The sequence below is a fragment of the Roseofilum reptotaenium CS-1145 genome (genome assembly GCF_028330985.1).
In the GTDB taxonomy this organism is placed as follows: Bacteria; Cyanobacteriota; Cyanobacteriia; order Cyanobacteriales; family Desertifilaceae; genus Roseofilum; species Roseofilum reptotaenium.
In genome coordinates this window covers 128,473-144,832 of record NZ_JAQMUE010000074.1, presented here as the reverse complement: position 1 = coordinate 144,832, position 16,360 = coordinate 128,473, and the positions used below count along the sequence as shown (strand labels likewise).

The 16,360-nt window shown below is 43.2% G+C and carries 14 protein-coding genes and 1 pseudogene; 7 read left to right on the top strand and 8 right to left on the bottom strand.

Annotated features, from left to right (window positions below; translation table 11 throughout):
* Nucleotides 1-17: 17 nt before the first annotated feature.
* Entirely contained in the window at nucleotides 18-965 is a 948-nt protein-coding gene (locus PN466_RS13185; protein ID WP_271940097.1) for a succinate--CoA ligase subunit alpha, read from the top strand.
* A gap of 70 nt (nucleotides 966-1,035) precedes the next feature.
* On the opposite strand, the gene PN466_RS13180 is transcribed toward PN466_RS13185, so the two are convergent.
* From PN466_RS13180 to PN466_RS13170, 4 genes and pseudogenes are all read right to left on the bottom strand, one after another.
* Entirely contained in the window at nucleotides 1,036-1,251 is a 216-nt protein-coding gene (locus tag PN466_RS13180; RefSeq protein WP_271940096.1) for a toxin-antitoxin system HicB family antitoxin, read from the bottom strand.
* Between the two features lie 2 nt (nucleotides 1,252-1,253).
* Nucleotides 1,254-1,678, bottom strand: a pseudogene (locus PN466_RS26335) (putative toxin-antitoxin system toxin component, PIN family).
* 155 nt (nucleotides 1,679-1,833) lie between these two features.
* Nucleotides 1,834-2,127 carry a BamA/TamA family outer membrane protein gene (locus tag PN466_RS13175; protein ID WP_271940141.1) on the bottom strand — a complete coding sequence of 98 codons (294 nt, stop codon included), beginning with the start codon at nucleotides 2,125-2,127 and terminating at the stop codon, nucleotides 1,834-1,836.
* Nucleotides 2,121-2,366, bottom strand: coding sequence for a hypothetical protein (locus PN466_RS13170; protein ID WP_271940095.1), 246 nt, complete (start codon nucleotides 2,364-2,366; stop codon nucleotides 2,121-2,123). Before PN466_RS13170 ends, PN466_RS13175 begins: the two co-directional genes overlap by 7 nt.
* Before the next feature lie 45 nt (nucleotides 2,367-2,411).
* Between PN466_RS13170 and PN466_RS13165 the strand changes: the two genes are divergently transcribed.
* Nucleotides 2,412-2,600, top strand: coding sequence for a DUF4089 domain-containing protein (locus tag PN466_RS13165; RefSeq protein WP_271940094.1), 189 nt, complete (start codon nucleotides 2,412-2,414; stop codon nucleotides 2,598-2,600).
* Nucleotides 2,601-2,602: 2 nt separating this feature from the next.
* Complete coding sequence (locus PN466_RS13160; protein ID WP_278003087.1) at nucleotides 2,603-4,003, top strand: AtzE family amidohydrolase; 1,401 nt, start codon at nucleotides 2,603-2,605, stop codon at nucleotides 4,001-4,003.
* A 144-nt stretch (nucleotides 4,004-4,147) separates the two neighbouring features.
* Here the strand turns inward: PN466_RS13160 and PN466_RS13155 are convergent, their stop codons facing one another.
* From PN466_RS13155 to PN466_RS13145, 3 genes are all read right to left on the bottom strand, one after another.
* The gene (locus PN466_RS13155) at nucleotides 4,148-4,603 is read right to left on the bottom strand and encodes a hypothetical protein (RefSeq protein ID WP_271940092.1); all 456 of its coding nucleotides are present in this window, start codon (nucleotides 4,601-4,603) and stop codon (nucleotides 4,148-4,150) included.
* Complete coding sequence (locus tag PN466_RS13150; RefSeq protein ID WP_271940091.1) at nucleotides 4,590-6,176, bottom strand: peptidoglycan-binding protein; 1,587 nt, start codon at nucleotides 6,174-6,176, stop codon at nucleotides 4,590-4,592. The genes PN466_RS13155 and PN466_RS13150 overlap by 14 nt, the downstream gene beginning before the upstream one ends.
* Nucleotides 6,177-6,407: 231 nt before the next feature.
* Nucleotides 6,408-7,424 carry a DMT family transporter gene (locus PN466_RS13145; RefSeq protein ID WP_271940090.1) on the bottom strand — a complete coding sequence of 339 codons (1,017 nt, stop codon included), beginning with the start codon at nucleotides 7,422-7,424 and terminating at the stop codon, nucleotides 6,408-6,410.
* 167 nt (nucleotides 7,425-7,591) lie between these two features.
* Here PN466_RS13145 and sppA point away from each other — a divergent pair, with 167 nt between their 5' ends.
* The 4 genes from sppA to PN466_RS13125 all read left to right on the top strand — a co-directional run bounded on the left by sppA (nucleotide 7,592) and on the right by PN466_RS13125 (nucleotide 15,917).
* Entirely contained in the window at nucleotides 7,592-8,413 is an 822-nt protein-coding gene (gene sppA / locus PN466_RS13140) for a signal peptide peptidase SppA (protein ID WP_271940089.1), read from the top strand.
* 66 nt (nucleotides 8,414-8,479) lie between these two features.
* Nucleotides 8,480-8,869, top strand: a complete 390-nt coding sequence (gene aroH / locus PN466_RS13135) for a chorismate mutase (RefSeq protein ID WP_271940088.1) — start codon at nucleotides 8,480-8,482, stop codon at nucleotides 8,867-8,869.
* 155 nt (nucleotides 8,870-9,024) lie between these two features.
* Entirely contained in the window at nucleotides 9,025-14,817 is a 5,793-nt protein-coding gene (locus tag PN466_RS13130; protein WP_271940087.1) for a PAS domain S-box protein, read from the top strand.
* Between the two features lie 2 nt (nucleotides 14,818-14,819).
* Nucleotides 14,820-15,917: a hybrid sensor histidine kinase/response regulator gene (locus PN466_RS13125; RefSeq protein ID WP_271940086.1), complete on the top strand. Its 1,098-nt coding sequence runs from the start codon at nucleotides 14,820-14,822 to the stop codon at nucleotides 15,915-15,917.
* A gap of 99 nt (nucleotides 15,918-16,016) precedes the next feature.
* Here the strand turns inward: PN466_RS13125 and PN466_RS13120 are convergent, their stop codons facing one another.
* Entirely contained in the window at nucleotides 16,017-16,331 is a 315-nt protein-coding gene (locus PN466_RS13120) for a hypothetical protein (protein WP_271940085.1), read from the bottom strand.
* Nucleotides 16,332-16,360: the final 29 nt, after the last annotated feature.

The window sequence follows — 16,360 nt, the reverse complement described above, 5'->3', positions numbered from 1 at the left end:
AAGCGCCCTGATTACCCATGAACTTTAGTCATACTCAAAAAGTATTAGTCCAAGGAATTACCCAGGCTTTAGGAGGAGTCCATGCCCGGTTAATGAAAGAGTATGGTACGAATGTGGTGGCAGGGGTGAGTGCGGGAGATGGAGGTCAAGAGATTGAAGGCATTCCCACATTTGATTTGGTGGAAGAGGCAGTGACTCAGGTGGAGGGGATTGATACATCGTTGATTTTTGTCTCGCCCTATGAAATGCTTGATGCTGCTCTAGAGGCGATCGCCGCTGGAATTCGCAATCTGATTTTAATTCCCTCTGGAATGCCTCCCCTGGATATGGTGAAGTTACTGCGTAAAGCGGAAGTGACGGAAACCTTAGTCTTGGGGCCCAATTGTCCCGGCATCATTGTCCCAGGTCAAGTACTACTGGGAACCCATCCCACTCAATGTTATACTCCCGGCCGCATTGGTGTAATTAGTTGCGCGGATACTCTGACCTATCAGGTAGCCTTAGAGTTAAGTAAGGCAGGATTGGGCCAATCCGTAGGGGTGGGTTTAGGCCGAGAAACCATTTTAGGGTCTTCGTTTGCCCAATGGTTACAAATTTTAGAAGAAGATGACCAAACCGATGCGATCGTTCTTGTGGGTGAGATGGGTGGACTTGGAGGAGAAGAACAAGCTGCCCAGTATATTAGTGAAGCCATTGATAAACCGGTAGTAGCCTATTTAGCGGGTCAACAGTCCCCCAAACTTCGCCGAAAACGCCATGCAGCCTTAATTGCGTCCCGATTATTAGTGGGTGAGGCGAAAGCAGGAAGAGGTTCGATGGTGAATACGGAAATAGGCGATCGCAAGTTAGAAGCCTTTAAAGCTGGTAAAATTTCTGTGGCGCAGAAACTTGCTGATATTCCTAGATTGCTGAAAACTAAATTGAAACCCGCTTCATCTGCTAGAGGACGAAGAAGCCAAAAGTGAGGATAAAAATGAACAAAAAAACAACAGTACTAATCTGAACGTTCTTGGTCTTCCTACAATGGCTTTGATATTAGTTCAGATTATCCAGTTTTTCCAATAGTCTTAATCCCTTGTTGGGGTTACCTTGAGTTGCCATAGCTTTAAATCTACGTTCTGCCTCAAACTCAGTCAAAGCAAGCACTGAAAGCTCTTCAATCAGTTTATTTATACTGACTCCTTTGGCTTTCGCTAAATCTTGAAGGCGATCGCATTGATCGTCTGGTAATTGAATCATTAAAGTTGCCATATTCACCTATTCCTTATCATTACTTCTGGTTTTAAGATCGATAATTTTGGAAATAATAGTTCAGCGTTTTGGAAATCTTTCAGGTTATTGGTAACAATCGATGAAGCACCACCTGCTAGAGCAAGTTCAATTAAATGGTTATCAGCCTCATCTCTCAAGTTCGGTCGCCACAAAAAGTAAATATTCACCCATTCTGAAACCTTTAAAAAGCTTGAAATAACTCCAAAATCTCTTCTTCAGTTAGAGAACATTGATCGAAAATATCGGAGCGAAAAACAACAGATTAATACTCAGAAAACAGAGGATTTCCCAATATCAGCTTATATTCACGGCTCAAACAAAGTCGAATTACTTCTGGGCTTGGGCCACTCGGACTAATTAACGCACTAATGAAAACGCTCGTATCTACAACGATTCTTGAAGTCATATCAGCATAATAGCATATATAGCGTTTCTCTCTTCTATGAGCTACAGCTTGAAGCCTTAGAACCTAAGCCATACAAGCTATTGCTATTCATGCCTATTGCCTATTGCCTAGCGCGAAGCGCTATATATCTCTATGTGTAAGCTAGGACAATTTGATTAAAACGGCTTAGATAAAACAAAAAACGAAAAGCCATTATCCTGCCAAGTACCCTGATTAACGGGATTATCGATTAAAGCAATTCCCCATTGAACTCCAACCGTTAAATTTTCTTGTTCCCAACGTAAGCCAATTCCCAAGGAAGATAACGGTTGGGTATCCCTACCGGAGAAATTCCAACCAATGCCATAATCAAAAAAAGGAGTCAATTGGACTTGGGCTTCCCACTGGGTAATTTTAACCAGAGGAAAGCGTAATTCTAAAGCAGAAAACCAGCCGCTATCAGTTAATATTCCATCTTGACTACAATCTGAGTAGCCAGCTTGGGAAGTTCGGGTTCAGGATTAGAAGGAGGTAATAATTCCTCTGGAGTAGGACGTGCAGGAGGAGAAGAAACAGGGGGTCGAGCGATCGCCTCATCATCTATAGCGACAGATAATAAACCCCCAGCTATCAGTGCCCAGATCCATAGATAAAACGGTCGCCAAACCATACCAGAATGAGGAAAATAGGAGAGTCGAGTTCGTTCCATATGCTAAATTGCAACAAGTATGGGAGGCTTTGGTGAACCGATCCGATGAATACTCAAGACCCCGATCCAGAAACGTTTGTGGTACAAATGGCATCCATGCTCGATTTACCACCAGAGTGGGCAAATCAGCCAGGCACGATCGACAATATAACTCGATTGATGGCGATCGCCCAATCTCTGAACCAATTTCCTTTGCCTGAAGATCTTGAAGTTGCTCCCATTTTTAAGCCATGACCTTGGATCTTGATTATCTGGATGCGGTTGCGATCGCTCGTGGGGTACGCAACCAAAAATATCGTGCCCAAGAGGTTATGGAGGCGACGTTAAGCCGCATCGATCGCCATAATCCCTCCCTAAATTGTTTTACCACGCTCTTAGCAGAAGAAGCCTTGGACAAGGCCAAAGCCTTAGATCGAGGACTCGAAAGGGGCGATCGCCCAGGGGCGCTGGCTGGAGTTCCGTTTGCGGTGAAGAATTTATTTGATATTGCTGGGGTAACCACGGTAGCGGGTTCCAAGATCCATCGCTCCCATGCTCGAGCGAGGCAAGATGCCACGGCGATCGCCCGTTTAAAGCGAGCGGGAGCCATTGTGGTGGGAGCCTTGAATATGGATGAATATGCCTATGGGTTTGTGACGGAAAATGCCCATTATGGCCCCACCCATAACCCCCACGATCTAAGCCGCATAGCGGGAGGATCATCTGGAGGTTCGGCAGCGGCAGTTGCTGGGGGTTTAGTACCCTTTAGTTTAGGTTCAGATACCAATGGTTCAATCCGAATTCCAGCGGCGTTGTGTGGCGTTTATGGCTTGAAACCGACCTATGGTCGTTTGTCCCGTGCGGGAGTGATGTTGTTTTCCAGTAGCCTGGATCATATTGGCCCTTTTGGTCGCTCCGTGCGAGATATGGCGACGTTGTTTGATATTTTGCAAGGGGAAGATCCTCTCGATCCGGTCTGTTGTACGTTGCCCCCCGAACCCTGTCTGCCGCAACTGCATCAACCGATCGAGTCTTTACGGATCGCGATCGCCGATGATTATTTTACTCAAGGGGGAGAGCTAGAGGTTTTCGAGGCAGTAGAAAAGGTAGCTCAAGTATTAGGCGCAACCCAGACAGTGAAGCTCTCCGAAGCAGCGAGAGCGAGGGAAGCGGCTTATCTGATTACAGCCAGTGAGGGGGCTAATGTTCATTTATCCGATTTGAAAGCCTCCCCGCAGGACTTCGATCCAGCGACGCGCGATCGCTTTTTTGCTGGAGCTATGATTCCCGCGCAATGGTACTTAAACGCACAACGATTTCGGCGCTGGTATCGCGATCGGATTCGGGAAGTTTTTCGGGAAGTCGATGTTATTCTGGCTCCCACTACCCCTTGTGTCGCCACCCCCATCGGTCAAACCACCCTCAATATACAAGGAGAAGACGTGTTACTTCGTCCTAACTTAGGTCGCTATACTCAACCCCTCTCTTTTATTGGCTTACCTGTTTTATCCGTTCCTGTTCATCGTCCCCATCAGCTCCCGGTGGGAGTGCAAATTGTAGCAGCTCCCTATAATGAGGCACTCATTTTGCGCGTGGCAGCCGTTCTAGAAGATCGAGGGGCGATCGATGCCTCTAGTCATAAATTCACTCGACAATAATAGACTTCTTGCAGAAGGTGAGGGAATAGGGAATAGGGGTAAGAATGCAGGATTACTCCATTGCCATTTATTTTCTGCACAATTATGCAAGAGGTCTAATCTAAATCGACAAATTAAGGTATTGCAAAACTACTGAATTTGAAGTTAATCAGATTCTGAGTGTTCTTTGGTTCTTTGTGAGATTCTATCAGCTTCTTGGTCTCCTTTGTCTGTTGTGATTAGATAAGCTATATCGCCAATACTCGGCTCTGTTCCTAATTCGCTCCATTCACGATCAATGCGATGTATAGCACTATCAATGTCTAGATCGCAAATCTTGAATTCTAGTTTATTGTCATTATTGTACTCAAGCATTGCTAGTTCTATAAATCCACTGTTTAGGTATTCCCGAACTATTTCCAGTGTTATCACTTTTCTTTCCTGTTCGTTGGCTTTTGGGAAAATTGAACGGACTTCAGAAAGTATTTGCCACAGACCCACATCACCGTCTGAAGCTTCAAGAATCCGATCTTCCCAAAACTCATACTGCATAAACTTATTCTTCATTAAACCCCCTCGAATACCTGCCTTTTTATTTGGAATTTCACTAATCATCATCATCTGGAAAATCATCAGATTCCTTAGATGATTTTTTCTCTTTCAATTGCACCATGTTAGATGCAGCACTAATCCGTCTTAATTGTAATACAGCCCACTCAGCAACTTCTTGAACTTCTTCATCTGGATCGTCAACTGCATGGCACATCATATGGCTGACGGTGGCGATTAATTCATACATGCGAGTAAAATCTCGAATCGCATTTTTTCTGACATCCGGATTATCATCTTGTAACGATAAAGATAAAGCTCGATTCATGGGCTTAATGGTTTTTACGCCAATTTCCGATAGAGCAGATAAAATTAAAGTCCGCTGTCCTGAATCAGAATCGAACAGTAAATTAAGCAAGGGTTGCACTGCCAAAGAATTCCCCCGTTGTCCCAATTCCCAAATGGCTTGACGGCGCTTTTGAGGATCGGCACTTTCTAAATCTTTAATTAAATCTTCAACAATTGTAAGTTTAGGTAAACGGGTGGTTTCATTAACGGGCAAAAGCTGATCGGTTTTCTCCGATTCTGAAGAAGAATCTTCAGAAGAAATGGGTTCTTTTTCGAGTTCTGGATGGGCGTTTTTTTCTGGAGAAATTTGCTCGGTTTGCTCTTCAGATAAACCTTGGGATTCGGTTTCTGGATCGTGATGAGCTGATTTCCCATTGCGCAGTTTTTCTAGAGCGGCTTGAGCCAGAGAAGGCATCAGTTCAGGGGCGGAAGAATCAGCTCCTGACTCGACTGATTCTAGTTCTTCCTCGTCTTCTTCCTCTTCAAACTCCTCTTCTTCTACTCGTCGATTGAGCAGCTTAAGGAGGATAAAAACCGTTCCTCCTAAAACGGTTAAGCCTCCTAACCCCATCATCACCCAACCGATGATCCCTTGTCTCTTAGAGGGTTTTTGCTCCTGATTATCTTTCTCTGATTCATTTTCTTCGCTTTCAGCTTTGCTAGAAGCCTGGGCAATGAGGGCAGAGTCTAACTTATCCCAAGTATTTTGACCGACTTGACCATCAGGATCTAATCCTTGTGCGTTTTGGAATGCGATCGCGGCTTCCTGGGTCGTTTGAGCAAAAATACCATCCACTTCACCTTGAAAATGACCTAAGTCTTTAAGCTGTTGCTGAAGTTGGGTAACCGCTTCTCCCTGAGCGCCCAGGACGAGAAAGGGTCTAGGAGTGCGGTTTTTGTCAGCTTCTTCTAAAGCAACTTCACTGTTATTGCGATAAAAGTTAATCCTCTCTTGAGCTTTGGCATAACAGTCATCTTCTGCGGGCACTTGAGCCATGAAGTCGGCGGCTTGTTGCCATTGCTTGGAGATTTGAGTCCATTGCCCAGCAGTGGTGGCAATTTTTCCGGCTTGATTAGCTTTCTGAGCTAATTCTAGACCCTGAGCGCAAGCATTTTCAGAGGCTTGAGCCAGCAGAAGAGGTCTGGTTTCAGGGTTGGATAAGCCAGAAGTAGCAATAATGTGACCCATACCTCGACTGCGCTCGGCAACCATCGCTGGCGCGATCGCCGTTGCAGAAGTGATGATTCCTAGACTGGCAAGGGTACTAAAAATACATAAGGGGAGGCGATAGGACATTAGGGTAAGCCGCTGCCGGAGAAGCGAGTTTATGGATCAGAATCTATGAGTCTGTGATACCTTGGATTGCTTGATCTGGCAAGGATATGTCCTCCCTGTTTTGGGGGGTTATGCCATGGGAATGGGCGTTTCAGCAGATGCTCGGAAGGGGGTTGAGCAATTTGAGGTATGGGTATGCAGGATTCTAAGCGGATTTTACCATAAGGTCGAAGGGCTGTTCGACTCTACAGTTTAGAGATTATGCTTATCAATTTCGACTATCTGTGGGGCGAGGGTGGAATCCGGGTTGGGGAAAAATTTCAGGTTAAATGTGGCCGCTAGGATTTCTCGTTGATTAACTAAGTAGATGCTGATTAGGGTTAAGCCTACACCTAGCCATTGTAAGGGACTGAGGATTTCTTCGAGGATCAGATTGCCAAACAGGAGGGCAAAGATAGGGGTGAGGAAGGTGAGGGAGCTGAGGCTCGTTAAGTTTCCAGAGGAAGCAAAGTAGAAGAAGAGTCCATAGGCGATCGCGCTGCCAAAAATCGTTGAATAGGCGATCGCCATCCAATCATTGATCAATAGTCCATCCCATTGGTGAGTTTCCCAAAGTCCAGAGGCGAGCATCAGGGGAAGTCCTCCTAGGATCATATGCCAACCGGTGGCCATGACTGGATCGGCATGACGGCTCACATAACGAATGAGAATGGTTCCCACTGCCATGGAGAGGGCAGCAAAGAGCATTAATCCTTGTCCATTCTGGAAAATTTGGGTCAAGTTGGGCATCTCTTGTACCGGAAATCCACCTAAAATCCATTCATCGGGTAATCCAATCAGGCTAATGCCACTTATGCCTAGGATTAAGCCGAATGCCCCCCACAGACCAATCGTTTCGCCGAATAACCCAGCAGCCAGTAGTGCTACGGCTAGAGGTTGGGAGTCAATCATCACCGATCCGAGTCCTGCATTGGTTCGGACTAATCCTTGGGCAAGAAAGCCTTGGAAGAGGGTTCCATCCACAAGGGCAAAGAGACTAATCCATAACCAAGCTTTCCATCCTTGGGGTTGGGAGCGTTGAGTGAGCCAACCGGCAATCAGGATTAAAAGTCCAGCAGGAACCAGACGCAGGGTAGCTACAAAGAAGGGGGTAGTGTGAGGAAGAGAACCTTTCATCGCGACCATAGCTGTTCCCCAGAAGAAGAACGGCGCAATTAAGATCAGGGAGAAGAGCCAAGAGGATTGACTGTTGAAGGGTTTCAGTTGCATATTTCTACAGTTGAGGGCAGCAAGCCAAGATTCTGAGTTGGCGAATGGTTAAGATACATTGTAGTCTATGTAGATTTGTGAAGCGATCAGTCAAGGGGTTGAGAACGGGTTAAGCAATAATGGGTTAAGGAGGCTGGTTCGGTTCTCTGTAAACATCTAGGTTAATTATGATTTGGTTTTTTAAGTCAAAAGCACGAAAGCAAATAGCTCGGATTGAAATTAATGGGGCGATCGCCTCTGCAACTCGCAAACGGGTTTTAGAAGCACTCAAAACGATCGAAGAGAAAAAATACCCGGCTCTGCTACTGCGGATTGATTCTCCTGGGGGAACTGTGGGAGATTCCCAGGAAATTTACGCTGCCTTAATGCGACTGCGCAAGAAGCTCAAAATCGTGGCCAGTTTTGGTAATATTTCTGCATCGGGTGGCGTGTATATCGGCATGGGAGCCGAGCATATCGTCTCTAACCCTGGAACGATCACCGGCAGTATTGGTGTGATCTTGCGTGGTAATAACTTAGAGCGCCTGCTAGAGAAAATTGGGGTCTCGTTTAAGGTGGTCAAATCTGGCCCTTACAAAGATATCTTGGCCTTTGACCGAGAATTAACCCAGGAGGAGCAAGATATTCTCCAACAAATGATTGATACCAGTTATCAACAGTTTGTCGAAACGGTTGCCCAATCTCGGAACTTAGAGGTAGATCGGGTTAAAAGTTTTGCCGATGGTCGAATTTTCACCGGTCAACAGGCCTTAGAGTTAGGCGTGGTTGACCGACTGGGAACCGAAGAAGATGCTCGCCTCTGGTTAGCCGAATTGGTCGATCTTGACCCCCAAAAAACCGAGTGTAAAACCATTGAAGAACCCAAACCTTTATGGAGTCGCATTATTAGTGGCGATAATCAGGTAAAATCAGGATTGCCGGCTGCGATGGACTGGTTGGAGTTTGAGGCATCAACCAATGGCTTGCCCTTATGGTTATATCGACCTTGAATAGGGAGTAATTTTTTCTGTATCCAAACCAGACCAGCAATCATTACAAGCATGGAGAAGAGGAACGTGGGTTGGCAAGTCCGGGCAATTCGTGGAGCAACGACAGTAGAAGACAATACCGTTGAGGCGATCAAGAAAGCGGTCACCGAGTTACTCGATGAGCTAGACCGAAAAAACCGGCTTTGTCCTGACCAACTGATTAGTGTCACGTTTTCAGTCACCCGCGATCTCGATGCAGTGTTTCCAGCAGCGATCGCCCGTCAAAGAAAAGGATGGGATCATGTGCCATTATTGGATGTGCAACAAATGCATGTGGAAGGAGCCTTATCCCACTGTATCCGATTTCTAATTCATGCTTATTTGCCTGTGGAACATCATGTGAGCCATCCCTACTTAAGAGGGGCGAGAAAACTACGACCCGACTTAAACCCAGATCTGCAAGAGGGATTAAGCTAAAAAATCAGAAGGCTGGAAATCAGAACCAGTCTTCGAGGCTATCATGGAATTAGGTTACATAGTCGAGCAGGAGTTATGAAGACTGCCGAGATTGTCGTCAACTCTCTCCTGCTCTCGGTAAGGCTTTCCCCTAGAACTGTTCTGGCCTCTGAATTATGTCCTTTGCTTCTGTATCTTTTCAATTACCAAGTTTAGAAAGTGTACTGGATCGTCACCCTGTTGTGGTTTCCCCGGATCTCAGTGTAGAGGAAGCGATCGCGTTTTGGAATCGTGAATCGCCCTATCCTTATCTTGTGGTCAGCCAAAACCAGCAAGTATTAGGGATGATAACGGTATCGGATTATCATCAGATTCGCACCCATTGGCAAAAATGGAGATCGGTGAGTGTTGAGCGAGTCATGACTCCCCAGGGTTGTAGTTTAACGTGGCAACCAGATTTAGATCTGTTGGCCGTCACGAAACTGATGGTTGAGGAGCAAATCGAGTATTTACCTATACTCAATCTCCAACAGAATATCATGGGCGTAGTCTGTGCCCACGATCTGCAAAAAAGCTTACAAGATTTAGATGCGATCTCTGTTTACTATGGCTTGGCACAACTTCAAGCAATACACAAAAAATCTGATGATCGCCACAACATTGGTTTTCAGACGCTTCTGGATCGCACAGTTACAGAAATTCATCAGGGTTTAAAGTGCGATCGAGTCTTAATTTATCGTTTTGAACCGGATGGTGGTGGTACGGTAATTGCAGAATCTGTATATCCCTTATGTAAATCTTTATTAGGTATAAAGATTAAGGATTCTCATTTTGGTGAAGATCTGTTTAAAGCCTACATCAATGGCCGAACTCAAGTTACCCACGATATTGAATCAGGAGGCTTAACCCCTTGTCATGTGGAATTCTTACGGCAAATTCAGGTCAAGGCGAATTTGGTGGTTCCCATTCTCCAAGAGAATCATCTCTGGGGATTGCTAACCGCACAACAGGCGATCGCCCCTCGGTATTGGTCTAGAAACGATGAAGCCTTTCTTAAACAGCAAGCGGATCAATTGGCGATCTGCCTCAAACAAAGCTTACCGTTCCAAGATTTACCTACCCAACTGAGGGAACATCAATGGATGCACTATACGTTGGAACAAGAAAAGAACTTTACCCATGCCATTCTCAGTGCAGTTGATGCGTTAGTGGTGGTCGTTAATCAACAGGGTGAAATTATTTACTTTAATAATGCCTGCCAACGTTTAAGTGGTGTTCTGGAACAACAGGCTCAAGGTCAGCGATTTTGGGAATTTCTGATTCCCGTAGCCGAACAACCTCAGATTAAACACGTGATTGGGCAAGCACTCCAGGGAGAATCTACTGGGGCTTATCAATGCCACTGGGTGATTCAAGGTAGTAAAAAACGCCGTATTGAGTGGTCAAACCAGATCTTTCACGACCGGGGGATTGTAACCCATGCGATCATTACTGGAATAGATTTAAGCCGACGACAGGAAGCTCAAATCCAGCTTCGGTTTCGCGATCGCCAACAACAAACCTTAACCTATTTAAGCCAGTATGCGATCACAGCTACAGACTTACAGAGTCTGATGAACGAAATTGTACAGCAAGTTGCCAAAACTCTAAGTGTTGATTATGTAGAAATTCTGGAATTATTGCCCAATCAAGCAGCATTTCAAATGCAAGCTGCCCATGGATTTACTTCTTGTTATCATCACGATCTTCATCATTCCATTGAACAACCGACTCTTGGTGCCACAAAAAATACACAGCCGGGATATACTTTATCCTGTGGCCAATCTGTCATTGTAGACGATCTACAGATAGAAACTCGGTTTCGAGGGGCGGCGTTACATAATAATCGTAGAATCATCAGTAGCATAACCACCATTATTCCTGGTGTAAAACAACCCTTTGGAGTATTGGGAGTCCATAGCAGAGAGCATCGTCATTTTAATCCTGATGAAGTGCAATTTTTGGAGGCAATTGCCCATTTATTGGCTTCTTTCCTGGAGCAACATCGACTCACTGAAGAATTAAACCAATTTTTTAACCTTTCCCTCGATCTGTTTTGTATTATTACTTTTGACGGTTCTTTTAAACGGATCAACCCTCGTTTTCAAGGACTCTTAGGATATAGCTCACATCAACTGCAATCGAGGAGCTTATTTGACTTCATCCATCCCGATGATTTAGCAGCCACCCAAGCTCAAGTACAACAACTTGCCTCTAGAGTTCCCACCGTTAATTTTGAACATCGGTATCGCTGTCAGGATGGTTCCTATCGATGGATTGCTTGGACGGCTATGCCGACCGACGAATCCTATTTTTACGCCGTTGGTCGAGATATCACAGAGCGACGAGAAATAGAAATAGCCTTAAAAGAGAGTCGAAAACGCTATGTAACTTTAGCCACTGCTTCTCCTGTGGGGATCTTTCAGACGGATAATCAAGGTCTGTGTTTATACGTCAATCAGTGCTGGTGTGATATGACCGATCTATCAGCGCAAGAAGCAATGATGGAGGGTTGGTTGCAAACCCTCCATCCCGAAGATTCAGAACGGGTGTTTCAGGAGTGGAATAAAGCGGTTGAGGAGTATCGTCCCTTTTCTTCTGAGTATCGGTTTAAACATCGAGATGGAAGCGTGGTTTGGGTCATGGGTCAGGCGGTTGCTGATGTAGATGAGGAAGGGAAGATTGTAGGGTATGTGGGCAGTATTACTGATATTAGCGATCGCAAGCAAGCCGAAGAAGCTCTGAAATATCTCAATCAAACCCTAGAAGATCAAGTGGCTCAACGCACGGCTGATTTAGAAACCGCCAATGAAGCCCTCTGTTATGCCGAAGAACGGTTTAGGATTGCCCTAAAAAATGCCCCCATTACCGTTTTTAACCAAGATGTAGATCTGCGATATACCTGGATTTATAATCCCACTCTCGGTTATACCGCAGAAGCAGTAATTGGAAAGTCCGATCGAGATTTATTTGCTCCAGAAGATGCCCAAAAATTAGAACGAATCAAACAACAAGCCTTAGATTCTCAGAGCAGTGTGCGAGAAGAGGTCATGCTCACCGATCGTGGGAATTTGAAGTGCTACGATATAACTGTTGACCCCTTATCAAATTTAGAGAACCAGGTTATTGGAATTACTTGCGCAGTCTTAGATATTACTCACCGTAAAAAAGCTGAATTAGCTCTGCAAGAGAACGAGCGATTTATTCAACGTATTGCTGATGCCAGTCCGAATATTCTCTATATTTATGACTTAGAACAGCATAAGACTGTTTATAGTAACAAAAACATTGCTCTAGTCTTAGGTTATACTCCCCATGAGGTTCAGGAAATGGGCAATATTGTCTGTGAGGACTTCCTACATCCAGAAGATCGACCTAAACTAGCCCAATGGTATCAAGAATTGATGAATGCAAATAATACAGACATTTGGGAACTCGAATACCGAATGCTCGATCGCAATGGAGAATCGCATTGGTTTGTAAGTCGAGATACAATTTTTACTCGAAATGCCGAGGGAAAACCGATGCAGCTTTTGGGAGCTGCTTCTGATATTACGGAACGTAAGGAAGTTGAAGAACAGTTGCGCTTGAGTGAACGAGCGATCGCTGCTAGCAGTAATGGTATCGTTATTATTGATGCTCAACAGCCCGATTTTCCCGTGATTTCAGTTAATCCTGCTTTTGAGCGAGTCACCGGATATTGTGCACAAGATATAATCGGTAAGAATTGCCGAATTCTACAAGGGACGGATCGTGAGCAAGAGGGACTTGAAACGATTCGTAAAGCCTTAAAAAATGAAGAAAGCTGTACGGTTGTCTTGCGAAACTATCGCAAAGATGGAAGTTTATTTTGGAATCGAACTACTATTTCTCCGATTCATGATGATCAGGGTATTTTAACTCACTATCTAGGCATTCAAAATAATATCACTGAAATCAAAGTTGCTGAAGAACGTTTACTGGCTAAAGTTAAACGTGAAGAGCTGTTTGGCATGATTACTCAACGAATTCGAGAATCTTTAGATCTGCAAGAAATTTTGAGAACCACAGTCCAAGAAGTCAAACAGCTTTTACTCTCCGATCGCGTATTAGTTTATCGGATTTTACCCAATTATACAGGACAAGTAATTGCGGAAGCTGTTAATCCAGGTTGGACTGGAACCTTAGATAAAAAATTTCCAGAAGAGACCTTCCCTAGAGAATGCTACGATCAATATCTTGCTGGCAAAACTTATGCCATATCCGACGTTACTCAAACAGATATTCGTCCTTGCTTAGTTGAGTTTTTACAAGAATTTCAAGTCAAAAGTAAAATCGTAGTTCCCATTATTCAAAATAACTTACTTTGGGGATTGTTGATTGTCCATCAATGCGATCGAGTCAGAGACTGGAAAGAGGAAGAAATTGAGTTATTGAAACAGATTGCTTCCCAATTAGCGATCGCTATCCAACAATCAGAATTTTATCAGCAACTGCAAAGAGAGCTTAAAGAACGAATTGTTGCTGAAACAGCTTTATTAATGAGCCAAGAAAGGATTCAATATTTACTCTCTTCTAGTCCTGGTATTTTATATAGTTTGCGGGCAAATGATAGCTTAGAGCTTACATTTGTGAGTGACAATGCCTATGATGTTATTGGCTATGAATTACTGGAAATGTTTGAGGAAAACTTTTGGTGGACTCATCTGCATCCAGAAGATCAAGTCAAAATCAGTCAGCATGGCTTAAAGCGTTTATTTGACCAGGGTTTTTATAGCCATGAATACCGTTTTTTACATAAAGATGGCAGATATATTTGGATCTACGACAAACTCAATTTAGTCCGTGATGAAGAAGGTAATCCTCTAGAAATTATTGGCTATTGGATTGACATTACCGATCGCAAGCGAATCGAACAAAAATTACAAGAAACAACTTCTCGATTAACCAGCTTAATTTCCAATCTTCAACTGGGTGTTTTAGTTAAGGATGAACATCATAAAGTCGCGTTAATCAACCAAACATTTTGTCATCTATTCAAAACCACAAATTGTTCTGAACAATTAATTGGGCAAGAATGGGGAAATATTGGAGATGAATTTTCACATTTATTTGATCGCCCAGAAGAAATTAGTCAACACCATCAAGATATTGTCGCCCATAATAAAATAGTGACCAACCAGGAAATCAAATTGGCTGATGGTCGCATCTTAGAACAAAATTATGTTCCTATATTGATTGACTCTATTGATCGCGGACATCTATGGATGTATCGAGATATTAGCGATCGCAAACAAGCTGAAAGTCGATTGGTGACTTCTTTGCAAGAAAAAGAAATTCTCTTAAAAGAAATTCATCATCGAGTTAAAAATAATTTATTGGTCGTTTCTAATCTATTGGAATTTCAAGCAGATTATGTTAGCGATCCGACGTTAATTAAAGTTTTGGAAGATAGTCGCAATCGTATTTATTCCATGGCTCTGATTCATGAAAAACTCTATCGGTCGATGACCCTAGATACGATTAATTTTGGTGAATATTTGCAAGATTTAGTCCTCAATTTGTTTGAATCCTATAATGTAGAAGACAATAAGGTTAAATTTTATTTGGATATCGAACCCGTTCTATTAAATATAGAAACAGCTCATCCCTGTGGCTTAATTGTAAATGAGTTATTGTCCAATACTTTAAAACATGCTTTTCCTGAAGAAAAAATAGGAAAAGTGGAGGTAATTATGTATCAAAAAGATAACAATCAAATTGTCGTCAAAGTAGCGGATAATGGAATTGGTTTTCCAGAAGACTTGGATTTTCGCAAGGTTGATTCTTTGGGCATGGAGTTGGTTTGTACCCTAACGGAACAGTTAGAAGGTGAAATCACATTATTCAGAGACCATGGCACAACATTTGAATTACGATTTTCAGAGTTAAAGTATCGTCAGAGGGTATAATTATGTCTCCTGTCAAAATTTTAATTGTTGAGGATGAATTACTGATTGCCAAAGGATTAGCCCGTAAATTACAAAAATTAGGCTATGAAGTAGTGGGGATTGTCTCTTCTGGAAAAGCAGCTCTCAATAAAATTAGAGAGATTATTCCTGATATAATTCTAATGGATATTGTGATTAAAGGGGATATGGATGGTATTGAAACTACAGAAGAAATTAGAAAACAATATAATATTCCAGTTATCTATGTAACGGCTTATGCTGATGATGAGACCTTGTCCCGTGCTGAAGAAACCGGCTCTTATGGCTATTTACTCAAACCTTTTAAGGAAAGGGAAGTTCATGCCACGATTAAAATGACGTTAAAAAAATATCAGGAAAGCTTAAATATAGAATCTTCGTTAGCTCAGGCAAAATCTAAAAGTCAAGAAAAAACAGAATACATCTCGATCGCGTCCCATGACTTGAAAACGCCTTTAACCGCAATTCAAATGTCGGCAGGAATGTTACAACGTTATGGTAATAAACTAACGGAAGAGAAAAAAGAGAAGCACTTAAAGCGCATTCAAACCGCAGCACAGCATATGCATCAGTTATTGGAAGATATTCTCACATTAAGCCGGACTGAATTTGGCAAGTTAGAGTTTAATCCGGAACAGATTAATGTAGTCGAGTTTTGTGAAGAGATTATTGAAGAAATCAAAGTGATTGCCTCTTCTAAGCATAACTTAGTGCTGACCCTTTATGGAGAAAACCGGATTATTAATCTTGATGCTATGATTCTACGCCATGTTCTCTCGAATTTGCTCTCGAATGCCATCAAGTATTCCCCAAATGGAGGAACTGTTAAGCTTGATATTACCCAAACTGAATCTGAGATTAGGCTTGCAGTTCGAGACCAAGGGATTGGGTTACCTCTAGACTATCAACAAAAACTGTTTCAACGGTTTGAACGAGGCGCGAATGTGGGGAAAATCCCCGGAACTGGCTTAGGACTTTCCATTGTGAAACGCTTAATTGATCTCCATGGAGGTGAAATCATGGTGGAGAGTGAACAAGGAAAGGGAAGTGCTTTTACCGTTACCTTCCCCTGTGTTTTCTAGTCGGGTCAGTCATAGATGGCACTAGGACAGACAAGGAGCTGAAAATCCGGGTTAAAGATCAGTTTATAGATAGTTTAAGTATAAATAATTAGTCTGGATCTAATCATTGATTGTTGGAGAGCAATACTGATCGCTCACTACACGGCTATAAGTATGTAAAGAGGGTTTGTCGGTATAGCGAGGATTAGGTTGAATGACAGACTCTAACTGCTTGCAAACCTTTTGATGACTTCCTACGCGATCGTATCCCCAGCTATAGACAAGGGTATGTTCACTAGGGGGTTGTGCTTGGACAGGATTTGAGATTAGGGATGTACAGAGAATTAGGGTAAAGGCTCCCAGGAATAAGATCGCGAACTTCAACATAGGATAACTTTCGTGATTGGCTAATTTAGATGGTGTTACTTGGATCATAGAAGCTGTAACCTAACTTTGAAATGAGT

Bases quoted from the DNA above. Each gene is read 5' to 3' on its own strand.
- PN466_RS13185 (WP_271940097.1), top strand. From the start codon at position 18: ATGAACTTTAGTCATACTCAAAAAGTATTAGTCCAAGGAATTACCCAG.
- PN466_RS13165 (WP_271940094.1), top strand. From the start codon at position 2,412: ATGAATACTCAAGACCCCGATCCAGAAACGTTTGTGGTACAAATGGCA.
- sppA (WP_271940089.1), top strand. From the start codon at position 7,592: ATGATTTGGTTTTTTAAGTCAAAAGCACGAAAGCAAATAGCTCGGATT.
- PN466_RS13155 (WP_271940092.1), bottom strand. From the start codon at position 4,603: ATGATGATGATTAGTGAAATTCCAAATAAAAAGGCAGGTATTCGAGGG.
- PN466_RS13120 (WP_271940085.1), bottom strand. From the start codon at position 16,331: ATGATCCAAGTAACACCATCTAAATTAGCCAATCACGAAAGTTATCCT.
- PN466_RS13180 (WP_271940096.1), bottom strand. From the start codon at position 1,251: ATGGCAACTTTAATGATTCAATTACCAGACGATCAATGCGATCGCCTT.
- PN466_RS13170 (WP_271940095.1), bottom strand. From the start codon at position 2,366: ATGGAACGAACTCGACTCTCCTATTTTCCTCATTCTGGTATGGTTTGG.
- PN466_RS13150 (WP_271940091.1), bottom strand. From the start codon at position 6,176: ATGTCCTATCGCCTCCCCTTATGTATTTTTAGTACCCTTGCCAGTCTA.
- PN466_RS13130 (WP_271940087.1), top strand. From the start codon at position 9,025: ATGTCCTTTGCTTCTGTATCTTTTCAATTACCAAGTTTAGAAAGTGTA.
- PN466_RS13125 (WP_271940086.1), top strand. From the start codon at position 14,820: ATGTCTCCTGTCAAAATTTTAATTGTTGAGGATGAATTACTGATTGCC.
- PN466_RS13145 (WP_271940090.1), bottom strand. From the start codon at position 7,424: ATGCAACTGAAACCCTTCAACAGTCAATCCTCTTGGCTCTTCTCCCTG.